Source organism: Labrys miyagiensis, assembly GCF_030160835.1.
GTDB lineage: Bacteria > Pseudomonadota > Alphaproteobacteria > Rhizobiales > Labraceae > Labrys > Labrys miyagiensis.
Genome location: NZ_BSPC01000069.1, coordinates 13,351 through 35,237, shown reverse-complemented (window position 1 = coordinate 35,237; position 21,887 = coordinate 13,351). Strand labels below are relative to the sequence as shown.

Annotated in this window: 24 protein-coding genes and 1 tRNA gene; 16 read left to right on the top strand and 9 right to left on the bottom strand. The window is 64.6% G+C overall.

Annotated features, from left to right (window positions below):
• Nucleotides 1–33 precede the first annotated feature (33 nt).
• The 3 genes from rpsU to QQL24_RS29985 all read left to right on the top strand — a co-directional run bounded on the left by rpsU (nucleotide 34) and on the right by QQL24_RS29985 (nucleotide 1,238).
• Nucleotides 34–312 (top strand): 30S ribosomal protein S21, encoded by a 279-nt coding sequence (rpsU, locus tag QQL24_RS29995; RefSeq protein WP_284315976.1) that lies wholly within the window; start codon nucleotides 34–36, stop codon nucleotides 310–312.
• A gap of 112 nt (nucleotides 313–424) precedes the next feature.
• Nucleotides 425–676 (top strand): hypothetical protein, encoded by a 252-nt coding sequence (locus QQL24_RS29990; protein ID WP_284315975.1) that lies wholly within the window; start codon nucleotides 425–427, stop codon nucleotides 674–676.
• 331 nt (nucleotides 677–1,007) lie between these two features.
• Nucleotides 1,008–1,238 (top strand): hypothetical protein, encoded by a 231-nt coding sequence (locus QQL24_RS29985; RefSeq protein WP_284315974.1) that lies wholly within the window; start codon nucleotides 1,008–1,010, stop codon nucleotides 1,236–1,238.
• A 610-nt stretch (nucleotides 1,239–1,848) separates the two neighbouring features.
• On the opposite strand, the gene QQL24_RS29980 is transcribed toward QQL24_RS29985, so the two are convergent.
• A tRNA-Leu gene (locus tag QQL24_RS29980) sits at nucleotides 1,849–1,933 on the bottom strand.
• A gap of 154 nt (nucleotides 1,934–2,087) precedes the next feature.
• On the opposite strand from QQL24_RS29980, the gene QQL24_RS29975 reads away from it, so the two are divergent.
• Nucleotides 2,088–2,651, top strand: coding sequence for an NUDIX domain-containing protein (locus QQL24_RS29975; protein WP_284315973.1), 564 nt, complete (start codon nucleotides 2,088–2,090; stop codon nucleotides 2,649–2,651).
• Between the two features lie 91 nt (nucleotides 2,652–2,742).
• Here QQL24_RS29975 and trpA read toward each other — a convergent pair whose 3' ends face one another.
• From trpA to QQL24_RS29960, 3 genes are all read right to left on the bottom strand, one after another.
• Entirely contained in the window at nucleotides 2,743–3,570 is an 828-nt protein-coding gene (trpA, locus tag QQL24_RS29970) for a tryptophan synthase subunit alpha (protein ID WP_284315972.1), read from the bottom strand.
• Nucleotides 3,571–3,726: 156 nt separating this feature from the next.
• Nucleotides 3,727–4,941: a tryptophan synthase subunit beta gene (gene trpB / locus QQL24_RS29965; protein ID WP_284315971.1), complete on the bottom strand. Its 1,215-nt coding sequence runs from the start codon at nucleotides 4,939–4,941 to the stop codon at nucleotides 3,727–3,729.
• 15 nt (nucleotides 4,942–4,956) lie between these two features.
• On the bottom strand, nucleotides 4,957–5,622 hold the full coding sequence (locus QQL24_RS29960) for a phosphoribosylanthranilate isomerase (protein WP_284315970.1): 666 nt from the start codon (nucleotides 5,620–5,622) through the stop codon (nucleotides 4,957–4,959).
• 117 nt (nucleotides 5,623–5,739) lie between these two features.
• On the opposite strand from QQL24_RS29960, the gene QQL24_RS29955 reads away from it, so the two are divergent.
• Both QQL24_RS29955 and QQL24_RS29950 read left to right on the top strand, forming a co-directional pair.
• On the top strand, nucleotides 5,740–6,153 hold the full coding sequence (locus tag QQL24_RS29955; RefSeq protein ID WP_284315969.1) for a hypothetical protein: 414 nt from the start codon (nucleotides 5,740–5,742) through the stop codon (nucleotides 6,151–6,153).
• 68 nt (nucleotides 6,154–6,221) lie between these two features.
• Nucleotides 6,222–6,959 (top strand): M15 family metallopeptidase, encoded by a 738-nt coding sequence (locus QQL24_RS29950; protein WP_284315968.1) that lies wholly within the window; start codon nucleotides 6,222–6,224, stop codon nucleotides 6,957–6,959.
• A 110-nt stretch (nucleotides 6,960–7,069) separates the two neighbouring features.
• Here the strand turns inward: QQL24_RS29950 and QQL24_RS29945 are convergent, their stop codons facing one another.
• The 3 genes from QQL24_RS29945 to QQL24_RS29935 form a co-directional block, all read right to left on the bottom strand.
• Nucleotides 7,070–7,993, bottom strand: a complete 924-nt coding sequence (locus QQL24_RS29945; RefSeq protein ID WP_284315967.1) for an SMP-30/gluconolactonase/LRE family protein — start codon at nucleotides 7,991–7,993, stop codon at nucleotides 7,070–7,072.
• A 310-nt stretch (nucleotides 7,994–8,303) separates the two neighbouring features.
• Nucleotides 8,304–9,416 (bottom strand): polyamine ABC transporter substrate-binding protein, encoded by a 1,113-nt coding sequence (locus tag QQL24_RS29940; protein ID WP_431310772.1) that lies wholly within the window; start codon nucleotides 9,414–9,416, stop codon nucleotides 8,304–8,306.
• 189 nt (nucleotides 9,417–9,605) lie between these two features.
• Nucleotides 9,606–10,922 (bottom strand): glutamine synthetase family protein, encoded by a 1,317-nt coding sequence (locus tag QQL24_RS29935; RefSeq protein WP_284315966.1) that lies wholly within the window; start codon nucleotides 10,920–10,922, stop codon nucleotides 9,606–9,608.
• Between the two features lie 152 nt (nucleotides 10,923–11,074).
• Here QQL24_RS29935 and QQL24_RS29930 point away from each other — a divergent pair, with 152 nt between their 5' ends.
• Nucleotides 11,075–11,746: a GntR family transcriptional regulator gene (locus QQL24_RS29930; RefSeq protein ID WP_284315965.1), complete on the top strand. Its 672-nt coding sequence runs from the start codon at nucleotides 11,075–11,077 to the stop codon at nucleotides 11,744–11,746.
• Between the two features lie 249 nt (nucleotides 11,747–11,995).
• Entirely contained in the window at nucleotides 11,996–12,556 is a 561-nt protein-coding gene (locus tag QQL24_RS29925) for a sterol desaturase family protein (protein ID WP_284315964.1), read from the top strand.
• Nucleotides 12,557–12,746: 190 nt separating this feature from the next.
• On the opposite strand, the gene QQL24_RS29920 is transcribed toward QQL24_RS29925, so the two are convergent.
• Complete coding sequence (locus QQL24_RS29920; protein ID WP_284315963.1) at nucleotides 12,747–13,568, bottom strand: ABC transporter ATP-binding protein; 822 nt, start codon at nucleotides 13,566–13,568, stop codon at nucleotides 12,747–12,749.
• Entirely contained in the window at nucleotides 13,552–14,349 is a 798-nt protein-coding gene (locus tag QQL24_RS29915; RefSeq protein ID WP_284315962.1) for an ABC transporter permease, read from the bottom strand. Before QQL24_RS29915 ends, QQL24_RS29920 begins: the two co-directional genes overlap by 17 nt.
• A 123-nt stretch (nucleotides 14,350–14,472) precedes the next feature.
• Between QQL24_RS29915 and QQL24_RS29910 the strand changes: the two genes are divergently transcribed.
• The 8 genes from QQL24_RS29910 to QQL24_RS29875 all read left to right on the top strand — a co-directional run bounded on the left by QQL24_RS29910 (nucleotide 14,473) and on the right by QQL24_RS29875 (nucleotide 21,832).
• Nucleotides 14,473–15,627, top strand: coding sequence for a zinc-binding metallopeptidase family protein (locus QQL24_RS29910; RefSeq protein WP_284315961.1), 1,155 nt, complete (start codon nucleotides 14,473–14,475; stop codon nucleotides 15,625–15,627).
• A 21-nt stretch (nucleotides 15,628–15,648) separates the two neighbouring features.
• A complete protein-coding gene (locus QQL24_RS29905; RefSeq protein ID WP_284315960.1) occupies nucleotides 15,649–15,933 on the top strand; it encodes an acyl carrier protein in 285 nt (94 codons plus the stop codon).
• A 1-nt stretch (nucleotide 15,934) separates the two neighbouring features.
• Nucleotides 15,935–17,146 (top strand): beta-ketoacyl-[acyl-carrier-protein] synthase family protein, encoded by a 1,212-nt coding sequence (locus tag QQL24_RS29900; protein ID WP_284315959.1) that lies wholly within the window; start codon nucleotides 15,935–15,937, stop codon nucleotides 17,144–17,146.
• Between the two features lie 271 nt (nucleotides 17,147–17,417).
• Nucleotides 17,418–17,834, top strand: coding sequence for a hypothetical protein (locus QQL24_RS29895; RefSeq protein WP_284315958.1), 417 nt, complete (start codon nucleotides 17,418–17,420; stop codon nucleotides 17,832–17,834).
• Nucleotides 17,831–18,229 carry a MaoC family dehydratase gene (locus tag QQL24_RS29890; protein WP_284315957.1) on the top strand — a complete coding sequence of 133 codons (399 nt, stop codon included), beginning with the start codon at nucleotides 17,831–17,833 and terminating at the stop codon, nucleotides 18,227–18,229. The genes QQL24_RS29895 and QQL24_RS29890 overlap by 4 nt, the downstream gene beginning before the upstream one ends.
• Nucleotides 18,226–19,011 carry an SDR family NAD(P)-dependent oxidoreductase gene (locus QQL24_RS29885; protein WP_284315956.1) on the top strand — a complete coding sequence of 262 codons (786 nt, stop codon included), beginning with the start codon at nucleotides 18,226–18,228 and terminating at the stop codon, nucleotides 19,009–19,011. The genes QQL24_RS29890 and QQL24_RS29885 overlap by 4 nt, the downstream gene beginning before the upstream one ends.
• Nucleotides 19,008–20,378 carry a glycosyltransferase gene (locus tag QQL24_RS29880; RefSeq protein ID WP_284315955.1) on the top strand — a complete coding sequence of 457 codons (1,371 nt, stop codon included), beginning with the start codon at nucleotides 19,008–19,010 and terminating at the stop codon, nucleotides 20,376–20,378. Before QQL24_RS29885 ends, QQL24_RS29880 begins: the two co-directional genes overlap by 4 nt.
• Nucleotides 20,375–21,832: a glycosyltransferase family 2 protein gene (locus QQL24_RS29875; protein ID WP_284315954.1), complete on the top strand. Its 1,458-nt coding sequence runs from the start codon at nucleotides 20,375–20,377 to the stop codon at nucleotides 21,830–21,832. Before QQL24_RS29880 ends, QQL24_RS29875 begins: the two co-directional genes overlap by 4 nt.
• Nucleotides 21,833–21,887: the final 55 nt, after the last annotated feature.

Here is a 21,887-nt window from a genome sequence, read left to right as displayed (position 1 = left end):
CTTTTCTCCCGTGAATAGCCAGGAGTTCCCCCAATGCAGGTCTTAGTTCGAGACAACAATGTTGAACAGGCACTCAAGGTGCTGAAGAAGAAGCTCACCCGGGAGGGCATCCTGCGTGAGCTGAAGCGCCGCAGGGCTTACGAGAAGCCGTCGGAGCGCAAGGTGCGAGAGAAGGCCGAAGCCATCAAGCGGGCGCGCAAGCTGGCCCGCAAGCAGGCCCAGCGCGAAGGTCTGCTGCCGCCTCCGAAGCCGAAGGTGCCCGCAGGGGGCAAATTTGGCGCCAGGGGAAGACCACAAGGGGGCACCCGATAGGGGCCCGGATCTTTCTCTGGAGTCACCTTGGAAGCTCGGGAATGTAATGCCTGCGTGCGTGATACCTACGGGTTCCCACCGGAGCCCTTCATGAGAAAGCTGGCAGTAACCGATGAAAACCCCCGATTTTACCGTAGCTGCAGCCGTCTATGTGCAGATTCGTGGTGCAAATTGGTCGGCGCGGGGCAGGGCACCCAAGAAATACTATCGGTTCGATAGCCTCGCGCTCGCTGTGCAATATGCGGTGGAGAATTCACACAGCAATCTGAGCACGGTCGTCATCGAAACCGAGGACAGCGAGTTTGCGGGCGATGGGGTCCGCACGCTCTACGAGAGTGAAGATTATCCGCTGCCGAGAAAATAGCCCGCGATCAAGCGGGCTATGGCGCGGCGATAGCGGATTCCAGCCGCGATCGATAAGGAGCAAGAATGAGTGCCCATACTTTCAAGGTCGGCGATGTCGTTTCATATTCGTCGAGCATAGGGCAACGCGACGACGGTGCTTATGAGATCACCCGCGTCTTGCCAAGCGATGGCCCAGAGCCGAGCTACCGTCTCAGGAACATCTCGGAGCCTCGTGAACGCGTCGCCCAACAGCATGAACTGCGCCCACTAAGGGGAAATGTGGTGGCGGAAAGCGAGGCCCCCCGCCGCCGCAAGGCGGAACCCCGTCCGAACCCTGAAGGGCGAGGGCGATGACCACGGATCGGGGCAAGCCCAATGACTGGGCCGCCAAATATGCTGCCGTTGATGCCGCCGCCAAGGCTATCATCGACCAGGAGGCCAGCCAGAGAGAGGCGAAGACGGCAAGATTGAAAGCCCTCCGCGAGGCCCAGGTCGCGCCCCGATCCGACGGCATGCTGAAGGCACGCGGGCGGAAAAAGGTGAGCCCGATGAAGAGGGCAGGGTCTCAACGGCAAGGCTAGGCGGACTTTCATTGGTGTATGAGACCCGCGGGTGAGCACACCGCTGGCATTTACCTGGGCAACGGTCCGATATGACACAGCTATCACGACATGATACGCTGTTGCGAGTAGAATACAGAGGTGTTGGATGACTGTTTGCGCCCCCGCAATTCGGCGTAATGCCCTGCGTGAAGTCTCCTGGGATGCTCTTGGAAATGCGAGTAGATCAGGGATGATGCCGGCATTTCAAGTGCCTGATGCCTACCGGGAAACAAACGTTGCCGCTTATCCGACCCTTGAAGAGGTGGTTGGCGTGCCGGTCAATAAAAGGGCGATTCTTCCGGTGATCGGCATGGGACACCCAGGCGTTACCACGCCCGTCCCTGTCACCACGGGCCCTCCGCAGTGACGCTCCGATTTTGAATGTGGGTTTCGTTCGCGAATGGGCTCAACACGCGAGGCGGCGCCTTATGATGGCTGTCCGGAGCGCGTGAGGTCGATTGCCCGGCGGTGTACGCGGCGGCCGATTGTGACGGAACGAACGCGTCTCTCGATGATCCAGCTGCCCTGGCGGCGGCTCTCAAAAGCAAAAGGCTCGACGGGCCATCAGCCGCGTCGAGCCTTTGGAATTTGGTGCCCAGAAGAGGACTCGAACCTCCACCTCTTGCAAGACTGGTACCTGAAACCAGCGCGTCTACCAATTCCGCCATCTGGGCGTTGGGGGGTCTTCTAGGGGCGGCATTGGCCGATGTCAACGCCCTTTCTCCGGCATTTTGATATTGGTGTGACAGCGGCCGGATTCAATTCCCCGCGCCTTGCGTTTGACACCTTGCTGGGCTTGTGTGGCGCAAAATTTGAAGGAGTGTGCCGGTGTCCGCAGCGATTCTCGACGAAGCCCTGCTCTATGATGGCTGGAACCGCCTGCTGATGGTGAAGGTCCGCACGCCGCGCGGGGCGGTGATTCACCGCAGCGTCGAAGATCATGGCGACGCCGTCGCCGTGCTGCCCTTCGATCCCGCGCGCAAGGTGGCGCTGCTGGTGCGCCAGCTCAGGGTGGCGGTCCTCAAGGGGCATGGCAGCCAGACCTCGCTGGAGGCGCCGGCCGGTATCCTCGACGAGGACGATCCGGCCGATTGTGCGCGGCGCGAGGCGATGGAAGAGGCCGGGCTGAAGCTGGAGGGGCTGGTTTCCCTCGGCGCCTTCTTCCCCATGCCGGGCATTTCCACCGAGAAGATGCACATGTTCCTCGCCGAATATTCCGCCGCCAGCCGCGTCGCGGACGGTGGGGGTCTCGCAGAGGAGAATGAGGAGATCGAGGTGGTGGAGATCGGGCTCCACGAACTCGCCGCCATGGCCGGGCGGGGCGAGTTGACGGATCTCAAGACCTATACGCTGCTGCAGGCGCTGCGGTTGAGCAGGCCGGAGCTGTTTTAGTTTCCTGGGACCGCCGGCTTTCCAGCCGGCTCTTGGAACCGCCGAGCCTGCCGGTAATGAAGATGCCGGCTGGAAAGCCGGCGCTCCCAGCCTACTTCGTCACCGAATGCGCGCCCTTGGCGATTTCGCTGACCAGCGCCAGCACGGCCGGAACCGTCGTCTCGGTGGGCCTGTTTTCCCCGTCTAGCGAGGTGCGCACGGCTTCCACCAGGGCCGAGCCCACCACCACGCCGTCGGCACCCTCGGCGATCGCTCTCGCATGCTGGGCGGTCTTCACGCCGAAGCCGACGCAGACGGGCAGGTCGGTGTGCTGCTTAATGCGTCCCACGGCGCCGGCCACCACGTTGAAGTCCGGCGTGGCCGAACCGGTGATGCCGGTGATCGAGACGTAATAGACGAAGCCGGAAGTGTTCTGCAGGACCTTGGGCAGGCGCTTGTCGTCCGTGGTGGGCGTGGCCAGGCGGATGAAGGCGATGCCGGCCTTCAGCGCCGGCAGGCAGAGCTCGTCATCCTCTTCCGGCGGCAGGTCGACCACAATCAGGCCATCGACGCCGGCAGCCTTGGCATCCACCAGGAAGCGCTCGACGCCATAGATGTAGATCGGGTTGAAATAGCCCATCAGGATGATCGGCGTCGCGTCGTTGCTCTGACGGAAGTCGCGGATCACACCGAGCGTTTTCGTCAGCGTCATGCCGGCCTTCAGCGCCCGCAGGCCCGCGGCCTGGATGGCGGGGCCGTCGGCCATCGGGTCGGTGAAGGGCATGCCGAACTCGATGATGTCGGCGCCCGCGGCGGGCAGGCCGGCCAGGATCTTCGCCGAGGTCTCGATGTCGGGATCGCCGGCGGTGACGAAGGTCACCAAAGCGGCGCGCCTTTCGGCGGCCAGGGCGGCGAAGCGGGCGGTGAGGCGGCTGGTCATGTCAGGAGAGGCCTGTAAGCGAAGGAGGCGGCAGGATGGGATGGCGGGAGTGCGACCGATTCCTGGGACCGCAGGCGTCTCGCCTGCTCTTGGAACCGTTGCGCTCGCTGGAAAGGAAGAGGCAGGCGGGACGCCTGCGGTCCCAGGAACGCTTCATCACATCCCACCCAGGATTTGCGATACCTGCGGCACGTCCTTGTCGCCGCGGCCGGAGAGGTTCACCACCATGAGATGGTCCTTCGGCTTCTTTGGCGCGATCTCCACCACCTTGGCGATGGCATGGGCCGATTCGAGCGCGGGGATGATGCCCTCGAGCTTCGAGAGGAGCTGGAAGCTGTCGAGCGCTTCCTGGTCGGTGGCGGAGAGATAGCTGACGCGGCCGACATCATGCAGCCATGAATGCTCGGGGCCGATGCCGGGATAGTCGAGGCCGGCGGAGATCGAATGGGCCTCCTCGATCTGGCCGTCGGCATCCATCAGCAGATAGGTGCGGTTGCCATGCAGCACGCCCGGGCGGCCGCCGCTGATCGAGGCGGCGTGCAGGCTGGTGAGGCCGTGGCCGGCCGCCTCCACGCCGTAGATCTCCACGGTGGGATCGTCGAGGAAGGGATGGAACAGGCCCATGGCATTGGAGCCGCCGCCGATGCAGGCGATCAGGCTGTCCGGCAGGCGGCCTTCCAGCTCCTGCAACTGCGTGCGCGTCTCGCGGCCGATGATCGACTGGAAGTCGCGCACCATGCCCGGATAGGGATGGGGACCGGCCACCGTGCCGATGCAATAGAAGGTGTCGTGCACATTGGTGACCCAGTCGCGCAGCGCCTCGTTCATGGCGTCCTTGAGCGTGCGGGCGCCCGATTGCACCGGGATCACCTCGGCGCCCAGGAGCTTCATGCGGTAGACATTGGGGGCCTGACGCTCGACATCGACGGCGCCCATATAGACCACGCATTTCAGGCCGAAGCGGGCGCACAGCGTGGCGGTGGCGACGCCGTGCTGGCCGGCGCCGGTCTCGGCGATGATGCGGGGCTTGCCCATGCGGCGGGCAAGCATGATCTGGCCGAGCACATTGTTCACCTTGTGCGAGCCGGTGTGGTTGAGCTCCTCGCGCTTCAGATAGATCTTGGCGCCGCCGAGATGCTCGGTCAGCCGTTCGGCGAAATAAAGCGGCGAGGGACGCCCGACATAATGGGTGAGGTGGCCGTTCATCTCCTTGTGGAAGGCAGGATCGGCCCTGGCCTCCTTATAGGCCTGCTCCAGCGAGAGGATCAGCGGCATCAGCGTCTCGGCGACGAAGCGCCCGCCGAACTGGCCGAAATGCCCGCGCTCATCGGGTCCGTTGCGATAGGAATTGAGCTTGGGCGTGTCGTTCATCAGTGGGACCTGTTCTCAGCGGGATGACGCCAAGGCGGAGGCATAAGCATGCCTGGCAGCCTTGACGAAAGCCCTGATCTTGTCGGGGTTCTTCACGCCGGGGCGATCTTCCACGCCCGACGAGACGTCGACACCGTCGGGGTGGCCGGTGCGGATGGCTTCGGCAACATTGGCGGGGTCGAGCCCGCCCGATAGCATGAAAGGCAAGCGACGGTCGAGATGGTCGAGCAGCGTCCAATCGAAGGTCACGCCATTGCCCCCGGGGTGAAGCGCGTCCTTCGGGGGCTTGGTTTCGAGCAGGAGCCAGTCGGCCACGTCGCGATAGGCGTCGGCCGCCGCGAGATCGGCCGCGGTGGAAACGTGGATCACCTTGTAGGCCGGGACGCCGTAGCGCGCCTTGATCGCGGCAACGCGCTCGGGGCTTTCCTTGCCGTGCAGTTGCAGGCCGTCAGGCTGCAGCGAGGCGGCGATGGCATCGAGGCGCGCGTCATCGGCATCCACGCTCAGCGCGATCTTGCGCGCACGGCCCTGCACCAGCGCGCCGAGCTCCGCCGCTTTCTCGTAGCTCAGATGCCGGGGTGATTTTTCGAAGAACACGAAGCCGACCATATCCGCACCGGCGGCAAGGGCTGCCTCCAGTGTTTCGGGGGTGGAAAGACCGCAGATCTTGATCAAGGACATGGCAGGCTGGACATAAGCGTATCCGGCGTGAGATGCCAGAGGAATAAGTTGGGGCGCGAGGGTGGGATGTTCCCAAGAGGGCCTTTCGTTTGTGTCTGTACGGTTGCCTCGTTCCTCTTGGCGGCGACACCGGCCTTCGCCGCGCTCTGCTACGCCCGCGACTACGACAACGCGCATCTCGTCAAGCATGTCGACCAGCGCGTGACGCGCATCACCGTCCGCCTGCTGGCCGACAATGGCACGGGCGTGGGCGTGGGCATGTGGTTTCGCGGCGACAAGCGGCAATGGTGGGCCGGCGGTGGCTGCAAGCAGCAGGGCAAGACCTTCTCCTGCGTGCTCGACGGCGATGGCGGCACGCTGGTGGTGACACAAAACGCCAAGGGCATCCGCCTCGATGTGCCGGAGGCCGGTGTGCAGGTGGAACATCCGGACGCGCAGGGCAGCGCGAGCTTCCAGACGGTGGATGGGCCGGAGCACCGGGTGTTCCTGCTCGCGCCGGCGCCGGAGCAGGAATGCGAGCCGCAGAATTAGCTGGGAGCGCGGACTTCCAGTCCGCTCTTGAAAAGGCATGGATGCCGGCAAAGGCTGGACGATTGAGAATGCAGCAACCCGCAACCTCCACTCTTGCGAGCGTATCGTTTCAAGAGCGGACAGGATGTCCGCGCTCCCAGGTAGCTCTCGCGATCGCCCTCCTCGCCACCCCCGCCATCGCCGCCGATCTGCCTCCCGGCTTCGTGCGCCTCGCGGACATCGCGCCCACCATCCGCCAGGAAATGCGCTATGCCGGCGCCCACAATTTCACCGGCCGTCCGGTGCCGGGCTATGACACCGGCGCCTGCTGGCTGCGGCGCGAGGTGGCGGTGGCGCTGGCCGCTGTCGAGCAGGACATGGAGAAGCGCCATTGGCGCCTCGTCGTCTATGACTGCTACCGCCCCATACGCGCGGTCGATGCTTTCGTGGCCTGGGCGCACGATCCCCGCGACCAGGTGGCCAAGGCCGAGTTCTATCCCGCCATCGACAAGAAGGATCTCTTCCGCCTCGGCTATATCGCCCGCAACTCCGGCCATTCGAGAGGCATTGCCGTCGACACGGGAGCGGAACGGCTGGACGGGAAAAGCGAGGCCAGCCCGATCGATTTCGGCGGCGGTTTCGATCTGTTCGATCCGAAATCCTGGACGGCGAGCAAGGCCGTTTCGCCCGATGCGGCGGCCAACCGCAGGGTGCTGGTGGCAGCCTTCGCGGCGCGTGGGCTGGTGAACTATGCCAGGGAATGGTGGCACTACAGCCTGCCGGGGCTGGCGAAGGCCCCGGCTTATGATGTGGTGATCAGGCCGTAATACTGGGAGCGCGGACATCCTGTCCGCATTCTGGAACCGCGGCGCTTGGGGATGGGAAGATGCGGACATCGCGACATGAAGGCATGTCGCTGTGACGTTCGCGCTCCCAGTTACTTCACCGGCCGCCGGGCGCCCTGCGTATTCAGATACACCGCATAGAGCGAAGTCGTGCCGCAGATATAGAGCCGGTTGCGTTTGGGCCCGCCGAATTCGACATTGGCCACCACTTCGGGGATCGCCACCTTGCCGAGCAGCGTGCCGTCCGGGCCGTAGCACAGCACGCCCTCGCCCGAGGAGGTCCAGATATTACCGTGGATATCGACGCGCATGCCGTCGAACATGCCCACCGGGCAGGTGGCGAACACCTTGCCGCCCTTGAGCGTGATGCCGTCCTCGCCGACATCGAAGACGCGGATATGGCGCGGGCCGTTCTTCACATGGCTGGCGCCGGTATCGACGATGTAGAGCTTCGACTCGTCCGGCGAGAAGGCGAGGCCGTTCGGCTTGACGAAATCCTTGGCCACCGCTTCGATTTTATTGCCGCGCGGAGCTATGCGGTAGACGTAGGACTCGCCGATTTCGGAGGGAGCGGCATCTCCTTCATATTGGGAATCGATGCCATAGGTCGGATCCGTGAACCAGATCGAGCCGTCCGACTTCACCACTACGTCATTGGGAGAATTGAGCTTCTTGCCTTCGAATTTCGAGGCGAGGATGGTGCGGCTGCCGTCGGGCTCGATACGGCTGACGCAGCGCCCGCGATGCTCGCAGGCGACCAGGCGGCCTTCGCGGTCGACGGTGTGGCCATTCTGGTTGCGGCTGTCGTGGTCATAGACCGAGACTGAGCCGTCGGTCTCGTCATAGCGCATCAGCCGGTTGTTGGGGATGTCGGACCAGATCAGGTATTTGCCCGCCGGGAAATAGGCCGGCCCCTCGGCCCAGCGCGTGCCGGTGTAAAGCTTGTCCACATGGACATTGCCGAAAACGAGCGCTTCGAAGCGCGTGTCGATGACCTCGAAATCCTTGCTGAGCATGGCGTTTCCCTGGGTGTTTTGGTTCGCGGCATGGAACGATAATTGCGCGGCGAGGTCAATTCATCGGACAAAAAAGATGCTGGGAGCGCGGACGTCACAGCGACATGCCTTCATGTCGCGATGTCCGCTCTTGAACCGCTCCGCTCGCCAGCTACGCACAACGTGAATAAACGAACGTGCCCCTGATGCAGGGGAAAGTCTTTTCCTGCACCCTTATCGTTTCAAGAGCGGACGAGACGTCCGCGCTCCCAGCAAAGAAAAACGGCGCGGTTTCAGCCGCGCCGTTCGATGAACCTCGGTCGATCAGGCCTTACTGGCCGGTCTTGATCTTGGTCCAGGTCCGCGTCCACAGCTTCTGCACCTTGGCGTCGGCCGGGGTGGTGGTGAAGAGCTTGGCCATGGTGGCATCGTCCGGATAGACCGACTTGTCGTTCAGCACCTTGGGATCGATCGACTTCTGCGATTCCAGATTGGAGTTGGCATAGGACAGGAAGGTCGAATTCTTCGCCGCGATGTCGGGACGCATCATGTAGTTGATGAAGGCATGCGCCTCGTCCACATGCGGGGCATCCTTGGGGATCACGAAGGAATCGAAGGAGATCAGCGCGCCTTCCTTGGGAATGGCATAGGCGAGATCCACCAGCGGCTTGTCCGGGGTCTTGTCATGGGCTTCCTGCGCGCGCGTCTTGGCCTGCAGCACGTCGCCCGACCAGCCGATGACCAGGCAGATGTCGCCATTGGCCAGCGCGTTGATATATTCGGACGAGTGGTACTTCTTCACATATTTGCCGACGCTCTGCAGCAGAGCGGCAGCCTTGGCGATGTCCTTCGGATCCTTCGAATCCGGCGGCAGGCCGAGATAGCGCATCGCCGAGGGGATGATGTCGTCAGGCGAATCGAGGAAGTAGATGCCGCAATCCTTGAATTTCGAGATGATCTCCGGCTTGAACACGATGTCCCAGGTGTTCATGGGCATGTCGCCCACGCGTTCCTTGGCCTTGGCAACGTTGTAGCCGATGCCGGTGGTGAGCCACATATAGTCGACGGCATATTTATTGCCGGGATCATAGGTGGCGAGGGCGGTGAAGACCTTGTCCCAGGCATATTTCAGGTTGGGGATCTTGCTCTTGTCGAGCGGCTGCAGCACGTCATGGGCGATTTCGCGCTTCAGGTTGAGGTTGGAGGGCACCACCACGTCATAGCCGGTATTGCCGGCATAAAGCTTGGTTTCCAGGACTTCGTTGGAGTCCATCGTATCGTACACGACCTTGATACCGGTCTCCTTGGTGAAGGAATCGAGCACGGACGGGTCGATATAATCGGACCAGTTATAGACATTGACGACCTTGTCCTGGGCCATCGCGTGGCCCGCGAACAATGCCACTGCCGTGGCCGCGAGAGCCAGTTTCTTGAAGGCTGACATCGGGAACACCTCCTCTGGATGAACACTGCGTATTCCCGGACGCAGCGTTATTGTCGAAAGGCTAGAACGCCTGTGCGCTCTGCTCAACCCTTCCGAAGCCCGTTGTTGCGTTATTTTGGCGTGATGCATTTTCAGGCGGTTTATGTGTATTTTATGCCTTACACACGCATTGGTTGTATCCAGCTTGACCTAGAGATAGGTATCATACTCCAGGCTCGAGATGCGACGCTCGAATTCGGCGCATTCCATCTCTTTCATGATGGCATAGATACGCGCGAAAGCCTCCCCGAAGCGACGCCGCGCGAAGTCGGACGCCCTGAAAAGGCGGACGGCTTCCTGCATGGAGGCGGACAGGCGTGGCGCGCCGAGATCGTAGGCGTTGCCGGTGATCGGTTCCGGCGCGGCGATTCGCTTCTCGATCCCTTCATCCAGGGCGGCGAGAATGGCGGCCAGCACGAGATAGGGATTGGCATCGGCACCGGCGATGCGGTGCTCGATGCGCGTTGCCGCCGGCTTGCCGTTGGGGATGCGCACCGCCACCGAGCGGTTGTCATAGCCCCAGGTGAGGGAAACAGGCGCATAGGAGCCCGGCATCAGGCGGCGGAAGCCGTTGAAGCTGGAGACAAACATGAGCGCCGTTTCCGGCATGTGCTCGAGGAGGCCGCCGACGGCATGGCGCAGCGTCGCTTCGCCCGATCCGGGCTTGGCGAAGACATTGGCGCCCTCGGCGTCGAGGAGGCTGGCATGGATGTGCATGCCCGAGCCCGCGCTATCGAGATAGGGCTTGGGCATGAAGCTTGCCTTCAGGCCATGCTTGCGCGCCACGCCCTGGATCAGGCGGCGCAGCAGCACGGCGTCGTCGGCGGCGGCCATGGCGTCGTCGCGGTGGTAGAGATTGATCTCGAATTGGCCTGGCGCCGCCTCGGAGATCACCGAATCCGCCGGCAGGCCCTGGATCTTCGCTGCCTCGCGCATCTCCTGGATCACCGGCGCGAACTCGTCGAGATCCGAGATCGAATACATGTTCTGGCGCGCCGGCCCGCTCTCGCGGTGGAAGACCGTCCTCGGCGTCGCGCCAGGTCTGTCGTCGCCGGTGCGGAGAAGGTAGAATTCGAGCTCGAAGGCCACCACGGGCTTGAAGCCGCGGGCGGTCAGCCGGTCGAGCTGCGCCTCAAGAATATGGCGCGGATCGAGCATCCAGGGCCGGCCGTCCGGCAGGTACATCGAGACCAGCGCCTGCATGGCGGGCTGCGGCGACCAGGGAACGGGCTTCAGCGTGCCGGGGACGGGACGGCAGAGGCCGTCCTTGTCGCCAGTCTCGATATGGATGCCGGTCTCCGCGACTTCACGGCCCCAGACATCGAGCCCGAACATCGACTGAGGCATGGCCACGCCATCCTTCAGAATCTTGTCGATGGCCGAGCCGGGCAGCCACTTGCCGCGCAGGATGCCGTTGGTATCGGGAAGAAGCACCTCGATGACGTCGATCTCGGTGGTGTGAGGCATTCGAGCCTCGGCGCCGGCGAGTTTGGACACGCCGTGCGTTTGAAATCCCATGATGCACCGGATTTTGGAGCACGCCGCTTCTAGACGCGTCCTTCATGCGCTATAATTGTGATCACAAATTTCCGTTGTGTCAAATGGAGTCCCTGTCGCCCATGTCCACGAGTAGGTCCACGAGTACGTCCGAGAGCAAATCCGCGCCTGTGCATGACAAGGTTTACGAGGCGATCCGCACCGGCCTGGTGGGCGGGCGTTTCGTGCCGGGGCGCCCCGTGACCCTGCGCGGCCTCGCCGATATGCTCGAAGTCAGCCCGATGCCGGTGCGGGCGGCGGTCACGCGGCTGGTGGCGGAGGGAGCGCTCGCCCTCACCGCAACGCGGCGGGTCAGCGTTCCCGTGATGACGCCGGCCCGCTTCGAGGAACTGGTGCGCGTGCGCATGCTCCTGGAAGGCGAGGCCGCCGAGCGCGCCCTGCCGGCCATTAATGCCGAGCGCCTCGCCTTGATCAGGGCGCATGACGCCAGGGTGGAAGCGTGCCTCGCCGAAGACAATGCCGAAGGCTACATGCAAGCCAATCACGCCTTCCACTTCGCCATCTACAGCGCGGTGCCCTCGACCGTCCTGCTGCCGCTGATCGAGACGCTGTGGCTGCAGTTCGGCCCTTTCATGCGCAATGTCTATGACGGGCTCGACATGACCGGTCTGGTCGACCAGCATGGCCGTGCCATCCAGGCCATCGAGCAGGGCAACGCCGCCGAACTGCGCGCGGCGATTGAAGCCGATATCGGCGATGGCATGCGCATCATCGGCAAGACCGCGCTGGGGTGAGACGGTGTGCCGACCTCCAGGTCGGTACGGAACCACGACGCTTATCGCGCTTGGTACCCTTAGGCCGCGCGCAACCCAGCGATGCCTCGTTTCCGTGCCGATCTGGAGATCGGCACACCGAGGCGCGATCTCCCTCCGTGCGACGCTCGCAAGACATGTCTATGAACCCGCGCCGCATCGACGCACCCCACTGTCCTCAAACTGTCGCAATCACCATGAAATATAATTATACTGCTCTGGCTTCGTTGAATGGTGAAGTGCATGCATCTAGGCAGGTTTCTCTATTTCGGTGATTTTGTACTGTGTCCGCTGGTGGCGTTCGGCCTGTTGATCGCCACGCTCATACAGCGTGATGCGACGGCGCTCGGCCTCTGGCTGGCGGCGTTTGTCTTCGGATGCATGGTCTGGACATTGGTGGAATACATCATTCATCGCTGGGTATACCATGCGGTGCCTGTTTTCGATAAATTGCATGATGCGCACCATCAGGAGCCGAGAGGCATGATCGGAGCGCCGTCCTTCCTCAGCGTTGGCTTGTTCTTCCTGGTATTCTATCTACCCTTCTACTTCGTCAGCCACGCTTTTGCTGGTGGATTTTTCTCAGGAATTCTGGGCGGTTACCTCGCCTATATGCTGGTTCACCATGCGTCGCACCACTGGGCGCCGAAGCCCGGCAGCCTGCTCTATCGCCTGCGCGTCAACCACATGGTGCATCACTACCGCGGCGATGAGGGCAATTACGGCGTGGTCACCTCGTTCTGGGACCATGTCTTCGCGACCTATGTCGAACCGCAGAGGCGCCGGGCCTGACCGGGAGCGCGGACATCCTGTCCGCTTTTGAAACGAATCGTTCCTCGACAGAGGCGATGACTGTCGTGAAGGCCACGACCGAAGGCAGCCACAACTTTCGGCGAGGGCAGAGCCATATCTTCGAACCGTAGTGTTTCAAGAGCGGACATCGCGACATGCAACCATGTCGCTGAGATGTCCGCGCTCCCGGTCACGTCATGAACGCAAACCGGTTCGGATCATCGGGCTCCTCCGCCAGTGCCTTGCAGTAATCCGTAATCACTCCAGGCGTATCACTATCGGCCCGCACTCTGCCGCGGTCGATCCAGATCGTGCGCTCGCACAGATCCATGACCTGGTCGAGGTCGTGTGAGACGAAGAGGATGGTGCCGCGCTCGCGGAAGCCGCGAATCAGCCTGCGGCAGCGCTCGCGGAAGGCATCGTCCCCCACCGCCAGCGCTTCGTCGACGATCAGCACGTCGCCATCGGCATGGGCACAGATGGCGAAGGCGAGGCGGGCGCCCATGCCGCTGGAATAGAGCTTCACCGGCTGCTCGAAGAAATCGCCGAGGCCGCAGAGTTCCTGGATGGCTGATAGTCGCTGAGTCACCTCGGCCCGTTTCAGGCCGAGAATGGCGCCGGAGAGATAGCAGTTCTCCCGGCCCGTCAGCTCGTAGTCGAAGGCGGCGCCCAGCGCGAGCACGGGGGCGATGCGCCCGTTCACCACGATGGAGCCGACGGTCGGAGCCGTGATGCCGCACAGGATCTGGAGGAGGGTCGACTTGCCCGAGCCGTTGCGCCCGACAATGCCGACGGCAGCGCCCTTGCCAATGGTAAAGCTGATGTCCCTGAGCGCCCAATATTCATCGTAATAGCGCTTGCGGCCACCGAACAGCACCTGCTTCACCTGGTCGATCGGCCGGCGGTAGAACTGGTAGGCTTTGCCGACGTCGCGGCAGTCCACCGCCAGGCCCGACGTTGCGGGCGCGGCTGAGATCGCGCTGGGGCGCCGCTGTTCAGATGATATCGACAAGGATGGTCTTCTTCCGCATGAACAGGGTCCGGCCGGCATAGAAGAGCACGAGTGCCGTCACGAGGCTCGCCGCATAGATCGGAAGATCCGGCCACTCGCCCCGCAGGATCACTGTGCGCATCATCTCGATGATGCTGGTGAGCGGGTTGAGATAGAGCACCCAGCGCCAGCCCTCCGGCACATTGCCCGCCTCGTAGAACACCGGCGTTGCGAACATCGCCACCGGGATGATCGAGATGATCAGATGATTGAGGTCGCTGGTCAACGCGCCGATGGTGGAAAGGATCCAGACGATGCCGAGCAGGCTGAGGCAGAGCGGCAGGAGGATGAAAGGCAGGGCCAGCCAGGACCAGTGGATCGACTGGTTGATGAGGAGCTGCCCCGCCAGCAGCACGCCGAGCGCGATCAGCATGTAGACGCCGCCTCGCGCCACGGCGATCCAGGCGAGGATCTGCGGCGGGAAGATCGAGCGGCGGATGATGTCCTTGTGCTCGGCGAGCAGCAGTGGGGCGCGATAGGCGATCTCGGAGAAGAAGCTGAACACCACCAGCCCCACGAAGATGGAGAAGGCGTAGTCGAAGCGTCCGCCATCGCTGTGGCTGCTGCCGACCTTGAGCGCGCCGGCGAAGACCAGCGTGTAGATCGACAGCATCACCAGCGGCGACAGGATCGCCCAGGCCCAGCCGAAAACCGAGCCGCGGAAGCGCACCTGCAATTCGCGCGTCAGGATGGCGCGGAAGAGTTCGCGCTGGCGCCAGATATCGGCGAAGGGCTGCAGCAAGGGCGGTTTCCCGGACGAGTTCGAGAGGGCGTAACGCTTAGCACGCTATAGCGTGCAACAAAGCCATTTCAATTCGCGGTGGATTTCCTCTAGTGGAGGAGCCGCTCGCGCCCTGGATCCGTTATGCCTTCCACCATCCGCCCCGTATCCTCCAAGCGCGACCTGGCCGTGTTCATCGCCTTGCCGCGGCGGATCTATGCCGACTTCCCCGACTTTGTCGCCCCGCTCGACCATGACCGGGCGCAATTGATCGACCCGAAGAAGAGTGCCTTCTGGACCCATGGCGAGGCGGCCTACTGGCTCGCCTATGACGCGGAAAACAGGCCCGTTGGCCGCATCTCGGCGCAAATCGACCATCTCGCCACCGGCCCGCAGCACGAGGGCGCCGGCTTCTTCGGCTGCCTCGATGCGATCGACGATGCCGAGGTGGTCGCGGCCCTAGTCGAGACGGCCCGCGCTTTTCTGGCGGGCAAGGGCAAGAGCCTGATGCGCGGGCCCTTCACCCTCTCCATCAATGCCGAATCCGGCCTCTTGATCGAAGGCTTCACCGCCCCGCCCATGGTGCTGATGCCCTGGCATCCGCCCTATCTGCGCGCCCATCTGGAGGCTGCCGGCTGCCGGCTGGTGAAGGTGCTGCATTCCTATGCTTTCGATCGCCGCGGCAGCGACCTTGCCGAGCGGCTCGAAAAGCTCGGCATGGAGCGCCGTCGCAGGGGCTTTTCGGTGCGCTCCATGCGCATGGACCATCTGGCCGAGGATGCCGAGTTCGGCCGTGCGCTCTTCAACGGCTCCTGGGCGGCGAATTGGGGCTTCGTGCCGGTCTCGCCGGCGGAAATGGCGGCGATGATCAAGGCCTTCAAGCCGTTGCTCAAGTCGGATTACGGCGTCTTCGTCGAGAAGGGCGACGAGCTGGTCGGCTTTGCCCTTTTCCTGCCCAATGTCTTCGAGATCACCGGCGATCTCGGCGGGGCGCCTTCGCCGTTTGGTTGGCTGAAGCTCGCCTGGCGCGGCCTGACGCGGCGCTTTACCGGCGGCCGTGCCGTGCTGTTCGGCGTCGCGCCCCGGCTGGTCGGCTCGGTCTCCGGCGCCAGCGTGTCGCTCATCCTGGTGGATGAATTGATGCGCAGGGCCGATATAACCGGTGTGCAAGATTTGGAATGCGGTTGGATTCTTGACGACAACTATGCCATGACGAGCGTTGTTGAATGGCTCGGGGCCCAGTCGACTCGACGCTTCGGCGTCTTCGAAGCATCGATTCAGCCTCTTCGCGCGGAATAAACCGCCGTGCCTGGAAAGAAGATGTCGACCGAAACACAAGAAAACCTCCTGTCCGATCCCCAGCATGTCTACGATCAGGTCGTCGACCTGATCGTATCCGAAGGCATGGTCGACCGTGAAAAGGTCACGCCGGACGCGACATTCGAAACGCTTGGCCTGAAATCCATCGATATCGTGATGATCCTCACCGCGGTGGAGGAGAAGTTCGACGTCTATATCCCGATGGACGGCTCGATTGCCGAAGCCAAGGATCTGAAGTCCTTCATCGACGGGGTGCTGGCGCGTATTGCCAGCGAAAAGTCCTGATTTGAGCAAGAGACGCGTTTTCATCACCGGCATGGGCGCGGCAACCGCGGCGGGGCTCGGTGTACCGGCGCTGTGGGAGGCCGCTCGCGAGGGCCGCAGCGCCATCGGCCCGCTCGAAGTGCCTCGTCCGCTCAAGCACAATATCCGCATCGCCGGCCAACTGCGCGGCTTCAATCCGGCCGACCATATCGACGCCGACGTGCTGCCTTTCTGCGACCGCTTCACCCAGCTTGCCATCGTGGCGGGTGACGAGGCGCTGGCGCAGGCCGGGTTCCCGCGCGGGGAGAAGCTTGGCTTGAGAGCCGCCACCATCATCGGCACAGGCATCGGCGGCGGCGATACGATCGAGGCCGGCATGCACAATGCCTATGTCACGGGCCAGCGCCTCGACCCCTGGAGCGTGCCGCGCCTGATGCCCAATGCCGCCGCCTCGCAGCTCAGCGCCCGCTATGGCGCGCGCGGTCCCTCCTTCGCGGTGGCCAGCGCCTGCGCCTCGGGCACGCAGGCTGTCGGACTCGGCGCCCATTTCATCCGCGCCGGCGTCGTCGACCGCGCCGTGGTCGGTGGCGCCGAAGCCTGCATCACGGCTTCCGGCATGAAGGGCTGGGAGGCGCTGCGCGTACTTTCGCCCGATGCCTGCCGGCCCTTCTCCAAGGACCGCAACGGCATGGTGCTGGGCGAAGGGGCAGGGATCTTTGTGCTGGAGAGCGAGGAGGCGATGCGTGCGCGCGGCGCCACGCCCTTGGCCGAGCTCTGCGGCTATGGCACGTCCAGCGATGCCGGCGATATCGTGCGCCCCGATGCCCAGGGCGCCGCCACGGCGATGCGGGAGGCGCTCGAGGATGCCGGCCTGCCGGTCGAGGCGATCGACTATATCAATGCTCATGGCACCGGCACGCTCGCCAATGACACGACCGAGGCTGCCGCACTGAAGCTCGTCTTCGGCGACAGGCTGCCGGGCCTGCCGGTGTCCTCGACCAAGCCCGTGCACGGCCACGGCCTCGGCGCCGGCGGGGCGATCGAGCTGGCCGTGACGGTGATGGCGTTGCGCGAAGGCGTAGCCCCGCCCACCATCAACTGGACAACGCCGGACCCCAAATGCGATCTTGACTGCGTGCCGGGGCAGAAACGGGCCGTGACCATGCGCCATGCCATGTCCAATTCCTTCGCCTTCGGCGGCATCAATGCCGTGCTGGTGGTGGGGCGGGTATGATGTCAGGGCTCGGTGGCTTCCTAGAGAGAAGGGCGCGACGCGAGCCTCCCCCACGAAGCTGGGGGAGGTGGGCCGACGAAGTCGGCTCGGAGGGGGTGTGGCCCGGCGGGCTCGGCTTTGAAGGAGGAGCCGTGGGTCCGATCGCGAATCCGCGCCTCATTCCGAGAGCCCGCCACACGTCGGGCCACACCCCATCCGACCCGACTTCGTCGGGCCACCTTCCCCAGCTTCGTGGGGAAGGCAAGTCGCGCCCTTCTCGGTGACGGTGAGAATGGCAGTGCCTTCTCTCATGCCTCATCTACGCATTGGCCCCGTGGAGGCCCGTGTCGAGGCAGACGCTGTCGGGCGCTATCGTGCCGCCACGGCAATTGACGAGCTCGATGCCGCGCCTGCCGACGAGGTGCCCGCCACCTTTCCCGCCGTCTGGCTCTGGCACCCCGCCGCCCGCGCTGCCTTCGACGACCTGACGGGCGACGACAGCCTTATCCCCGTGCTGATCGCCCAGCGCTTCTGCTATCGCCGCACGCTCCGCATCGGTGATGATGTACGTTTCTTCATCACCCGCCGGGCCGATCCCTCGGCGCCCGAGGATGTGCAGATCGAGGCGCATGTCGAGGATCTGAACGGCGCGGTCATCGCCGATTTCTCCGCGACCTACCGCCTGTTTGGGCCGGAGGCGGCGCTATGAAAGGCGTGATGGAGCCGCTGCGCATCGGCCCGATCGGCGAGGGGCAGGTCGCGGCCTTCGCCGAGGTCTCGGGCGATGCCAATCCCCTGCATGTGAACAAGGAGATTGCCCGCACCATCGGCCTCGATGCCGCGCCGGTGCATGGCATGCTGCTCGTTGCCTATCTGCATGAGGCGGTGCGGCGCCACCAGCCTGATGCGGTGGTGACCGGCTTGTCCACCCGCTTCATGGCGCCGGTACCGGTGGGCGAGACCATCGAGATCACCGGCCGCGTGGTGAAGCAAAGCGGGCTCAGCGAAGCGCTGATCCTGCGCCTGATGGTCAGGACCGGCGCCGGCACGCTCGCCTGCATGGCCGAGGCGATGCTCGCCCCGCCGCCGGGTGGCTGGCGATGAGTACCATCCTGATCACCGGCGCCACCAGCGGCATCGGCCGCGCCCTGGCGCTGGACTATGCCGCTTCGGGCGTGCGCCTCCTGCTCGTCGGCCGCGACGAGGCACGGCTCGACGAGATCGCCGGGCTCTGCCGCGCCAGGGGTGCCGAGGTGGTCGCGGGCCGGCTCGATGTTCGTGATCGGCAAGCCACCGCTGCCTGGATCGCGGCGCAGGATGGGCAGATTACCATCGATCTCGCCATCGCCTGCGCCGGCATCGTCTCCGGCACCAGCGCCGCGAGGCCGCTCGAAAGCGACGAGGCGATGCGCGCTGTGCTGGCTGTCGATCTCATGGGCGTGCTCAACACCATCGAGCCCGCGCTCGCTGCGATGCGCGCGCGCCGCCGGGGTCATGTCGCCATGATCGGCTCGCTGGCGGGGCTGCGCGGCTTTCCTTCCTCGCCCGCCTATTCCATGGCGAAGGCGGCGGTGCATGCCTATGCCGAGGGCATCCGCCCGGCGCTGCGGCGCGAGGGCATCGCCGTGAGCCTCATCGCCCCCGGCTTCGTGCGCACGCCACTGAACGAGGCGGTGGTGGCCCCGCGTCCGCTGGAGCTGAATGTCGATCAGGCCGCAAGGATCATCCGCCGTGGCCTCGACCGTCGCAAGCCGATGATCGCCTTTCCCCTCATCCTCTATCTCGGCCTGCGCCTGCTCACGCTGCTGCCGGCCCGTTTGGGCGACATGCTGCTTGATCGCCCGGGCGTGGATGTGCCGGAGACGCGCGAGCGGGAACGGCCATGAGCATGCTCGCCGGGCTGTTGGGGCTGTGGTGGCTGGCGACGGTGGGGCTGCTGCTGGGTTCGGCGGGGTTGGCATGTCGACCTCCACAGTCACTTCAGCCATGGCTGAAGTGGCGAGGTCGACATCTTTTTCTCCGAGGCAGAGCTTTCGAGAATGTCGGCCTCGCTACTTCGACCATGGCCGAAGTAGCTGTGGAGGTCGACACTCCAATCTCCATTCTCGTGCCGCTGAGGCAGGAGACCGAGGCCGAAAACGAGGCGAACGCTGCGCTGTCGGAACTGGATTACCCGGTCTACGAGATTCTTTTCTCCGTCAAGCGCAACCCCAACGAGCAGGGCGCCGATCCCCCTCCCCACGAAGCTGAGGAGGTCGCGCACGCACTTGTGTGCGCTAGGGTGGGGTGTGGTCAGGAAGAGGCGCACCCACGAGCCAGTACTGTGGACTCCGTGCCCTTTCCGGAGAGCATTCTGCAAGCGGACCACACCCCTTCCGACCTCGCTGCGCTCGGCCACCTTCCCCAGCTTCGTGGGGAAGGCTTTGAGGTCGCGTTCATACCTACCGCGCCGCGCCCCGGCTGGAACCCCAAGCTCGCCAATCTCGTCGAGCCGATCGCCGCCGCTGCCCACGATCTCATCCTCGTCAAGGACGCCGCCACCCTCCTGCCGCCGCGTGCCCTCCGTGCCATGGCCGCTGCCCTCGGTCCCGGCATTGGTCTCGTCAGCGCCATCCCGATCGCCCGACGGCCGTGCGGCTTCCCCGCCCAGGTCGAAGCCGCCCTGGTCAACACCTATGGCGCCCGCATGCTGTCAGCCTTCTCCGCCCTCGGTGGCGGGGCCGGCATCGGGGCGGCGATGCTGTTCCGGCGCGGCGATCTCGAACGGGCCGGGGGCCTCGCGGCCATCGGAGCGGCGATTGCCGACGACCATGCACTCGCAAAACTCCTGGCCGGGCAGGGGCTGCGCACCGTCTTGGCATCCGCCACCGTCGACCAGATGCTCGGCGCCCGCCGCCTGCCCGAGATCTGGAGCCGCCATCTGCGCTGGGCGATCTGCCGCAGATTGGAGGAGCCGCTCGTCTTCATGGCCGAACCCTTCACCGGCCTCGCCGCCGCCTGCATCGCCTCGCTCGGCGCGGCCTACAGCATCGGCATCCCCGCTGCCGTCATGCTCCTCGCCACGTTCCTGCTCTGGCTCGCGGCCGAGATCCTCCTCGCCGCGCTCAGGCGCTGGCCGCTATCCTTCGCAACGCCGCTCGCCATCCTCACGCGCGAGCTTGCGATGCCCGTACTCTGGCTCAACGCCCTGCTGGCGCGGCGCATCGTCTGGGGCGCGGCGACGATTCCCGCCTCCACGAGACGGCGGCCATGATTCCGTTCGTCGATACCATCGGCCTCCTCGCCGGCGTGTTTCTCCTCACCCTGCTCGCCCAGCATCTGCGGTTGGCGCTGAGGGCAAGGGGCTACCGGCCGCCGCCGCAAGTGGATGAAGTGCTCTTGGGCACCTGCTTTGACGCGGAGAGCGCGACCAATCCTTCCCCGACTGCGGGGAAGGTGGCGTCACGCAGTGACGACGGTAGGGGGAGGGTGGCGCAGCCTTCCTTGTTTCGGGATTCGTCGCGCCACTCTCCCCCTCCCGACCTCGCTGCGCTCGGCCACCCTCCCCGCAGTCGGGGAGGGATTGCTGCACCCTTCTCCGCCGCTGTGGCGCCTCACGACGCGCTGCCCGCCATCCTCCTGCAGATCCCGCTCTACAACGAAGCTGCCTCCGTCGAAGGCGCGCTTGCCTGCGCCCTCGCCCTCGACTGGCCGGCCGACAAACTCACCATCCAGCTCCTCGACGATTCCACCGATGAGACCAGCGCGCTCGCCGCCGCCGCCTTAGCCCGCTTGCCACCCGGCGGGCCGGAGGTGCAGCATATCCGCCGCGCCAATCGGCATGGCTTCAAGGCCGGCGCCCTGGCCGAGGGCCTGCAGTGCTCCGAGGCCCCCCTCATCGCCATCCTCGACGCCGATTTTCGCGCCCCGGCCGATTGGCTGAAGCAGGCCGCCGCGGCCCTGGCGGCGGACGAAAACGCCGCCTTCGCCCAGTTCCGCTTCGAATTCGCCAATCGCGACCTGAACTGGATGACGCGCGGCCAGCAGCTTTCCGTCGACGCCCATTTCCTCGCCGAGCAGGCCGGGCGGCAGGCAGGCGGGGAGCCTTTCCAGTTCAACGGCACTGGCGCGGTCTGGCGCCGCGCCGCGATCGAGGCGGCGGGGGGCTGGTCGCCAGACACACAGGCCGAGGACCTCGACCTCACCTTCCGCGCCTATGCGGCCGGCTGGCATGGCCTCCTGCTGCTCGACCCGCCGCTCGCCTGCGAAGCCCCGGCCGATCTTGCCAGCTGGCGCGCGCAGCAGGCGCGCTGGTCCACCGGCTTCGTGCAGGTGGCGGGCAAGGCGCTGCCGCTGGTCTGGCGCTCGGACTGGCGCCTTTCGGCCAGGCTCGGCTCCAGCTTGCTGCTCGGTCTGCAACTCGGCCTGCCCGCTTTCCTCGTCGCAGCCGCCGCCTTCATCCTCGATGTCCTCGTCCGCGGCTTCGGCCCCGTCCATGGCACAATTCTGTGTCTTGTTGCCCTTATTGTCGCCGGAGCGGCCGTGGCGATAACCCTGCCGCCGTTCCGTCGCTTGCGGCGGGGTGGTATCATCCGCTACGGGGCTGTCCTGGTGATGATTCCGGTGCTTCTTGGCTTCATGGCGCTGGCGAACTCGGCCAGCGTGGTGATCGCCCCCTTCAAGCGCCGGCATGATTTCGTGCGGACGCCGAAGACCGGCGACAGATAGGCAGTCTCGTCTTCGGGCCGACTCGCCAAGGATCGCAAAATGCTCTTGCTTCCGG

Excerpts from the sequence above, each read along its gene's own strand:
- rpsU (WP_284315976.1), top strand. The coding sequence starts at position 34 with ATGCAGGTCTTAGTTCGAGACAACAATGTTGAACAGGCACTCAAGGTG.
- QQL24_RS29990 (WP_284315975.1), top strand. The coding sequence starts at position 425 with ATGAAAACCCCCGATTTTACCGTAGCTGCAGCCGTCTATGTGCAGATT.
- QQL24_RS29985 (WP_284315974.1), top strand. The coding sequence starts at position 1,008 with ATGACCACGGATCGGGGCAAGCCCAATGACTGGGCCGCCAAATATGCT.
- trpA (WP_284315972.1), bottom strand. The coding sequence starts at position 3,570 with ATGACCAGCCGCCTCACCGCCCGCTTCGCCGCCCTGGCCGCCGAAAGG.
- trpB (WP_284315971.1), bottom strand. The coding sequence starts at position 4,941 with ATGAACGACACGCCCAAGCTCAATTCCTATCGCAACGGACCCGATGAG.
- QQL24_RS29960 (WP_284315970.1), bottom strand. The coding sequence starts at position 5,622 with ATGTCCTTGATCAAGATCTGCGGTCTTTCCACCCCCGAAACACTGGAG.
- QQL24_RS29950 (WP_284315968.1), top strand. The coding sequence starts at position 6,222 with ATGCAGCAACCCGCAACCTCCACTCTTGCGAGCGTATCGTTTCAAGAG.
- QQL24_RS29945 (WP_284315967.1), bottom strand. The coding sequence starts at position 7,993 with ATGCTCAGCAAGGATTTCGAGGTCATCGACACGCGCTTCGAAGCGCTC.
- QQL24_RS29940 (WP_431310772.1), bottom strand. The coding sequence starts at position 9,416 with ATGTCAGCCTTCAAGAAACTGGCTCTCGCGGCCACGGCAGTGGCATTG.
- QQL24_RS29935 (WP_284315966.1), bottom strand. The coding sequence starts at position 10,922 with ATGCCTCACACCACCGAGATCGACGTCATCGAGGTGCTTCTTCCCGAT.
- QQL24_RS29930 (WP_284315965.1), top strand. The coding sequence starts at position 11,075 with ATGTCCACGAGTAGGTCCACGAGTACGTCCGAGAGCAAATCCGCGCCT.
- QQL24_RS29925 (WP_284315964.1), top strand. The coding sequence starts at position 11,996 with ATGGTGAAGTGCATGCATCTAGGCAGGTTTCTCTATTTCGGTGATTTT.
- QQL24_RS29910 (WP_284315961.1), top strand. The coding sequence starts at position 14,473 with ATGCCTTCCACCATCCGCCCCGTATCCTCCAAGCGCGACCTGGCCGTG.
- QQL24_RS29905 (WP_284315960.1), top strand. The coding sequence starts at position 15,649 with ATGTCGACCGAAACACAAGAAAACCTCCTGTCCGATCCCCAGCATGTC.
- QQL24_RS29895 (WP_284315958.1), top strand. The coding sequence starts at position 17,418 with ATGGCAGTGCCTTCTCTCATGCCTCATCTACGCATTGGCCCCGTGGAG.
- QQL24_RS29890 (WP_284315957.1), top strand. The coding sequence starts at position 17,831 with ATGAAAGGCGTGATGGAGCCGCTGCGCATCGGCCCGATCGGCGAGGGG.
- QQL24_RS29885 (WP_284315956.1), top strand. The coding sequence starts at position 18,226 with ATGAGTACCATCCTGATCACCGGCGCCACCAGCGGCATCGGCCGCGCC.
- QQL24_RS29880 (WP_284315955.1), top strand. The coding sequence starts at position 19,008 with ATGAGCATGCTCGCCGGGCTGTTGGGGCTGTGGTGGCTGGCGACGGTG.
- QQL24_RS29875 (WP_284315954.1), top strand. The coding sequence starts at position 20,375 with ATGATTCCGTTCGTCGATACCATCGGCCTCCTCGCCGGCGTGTTTCTC.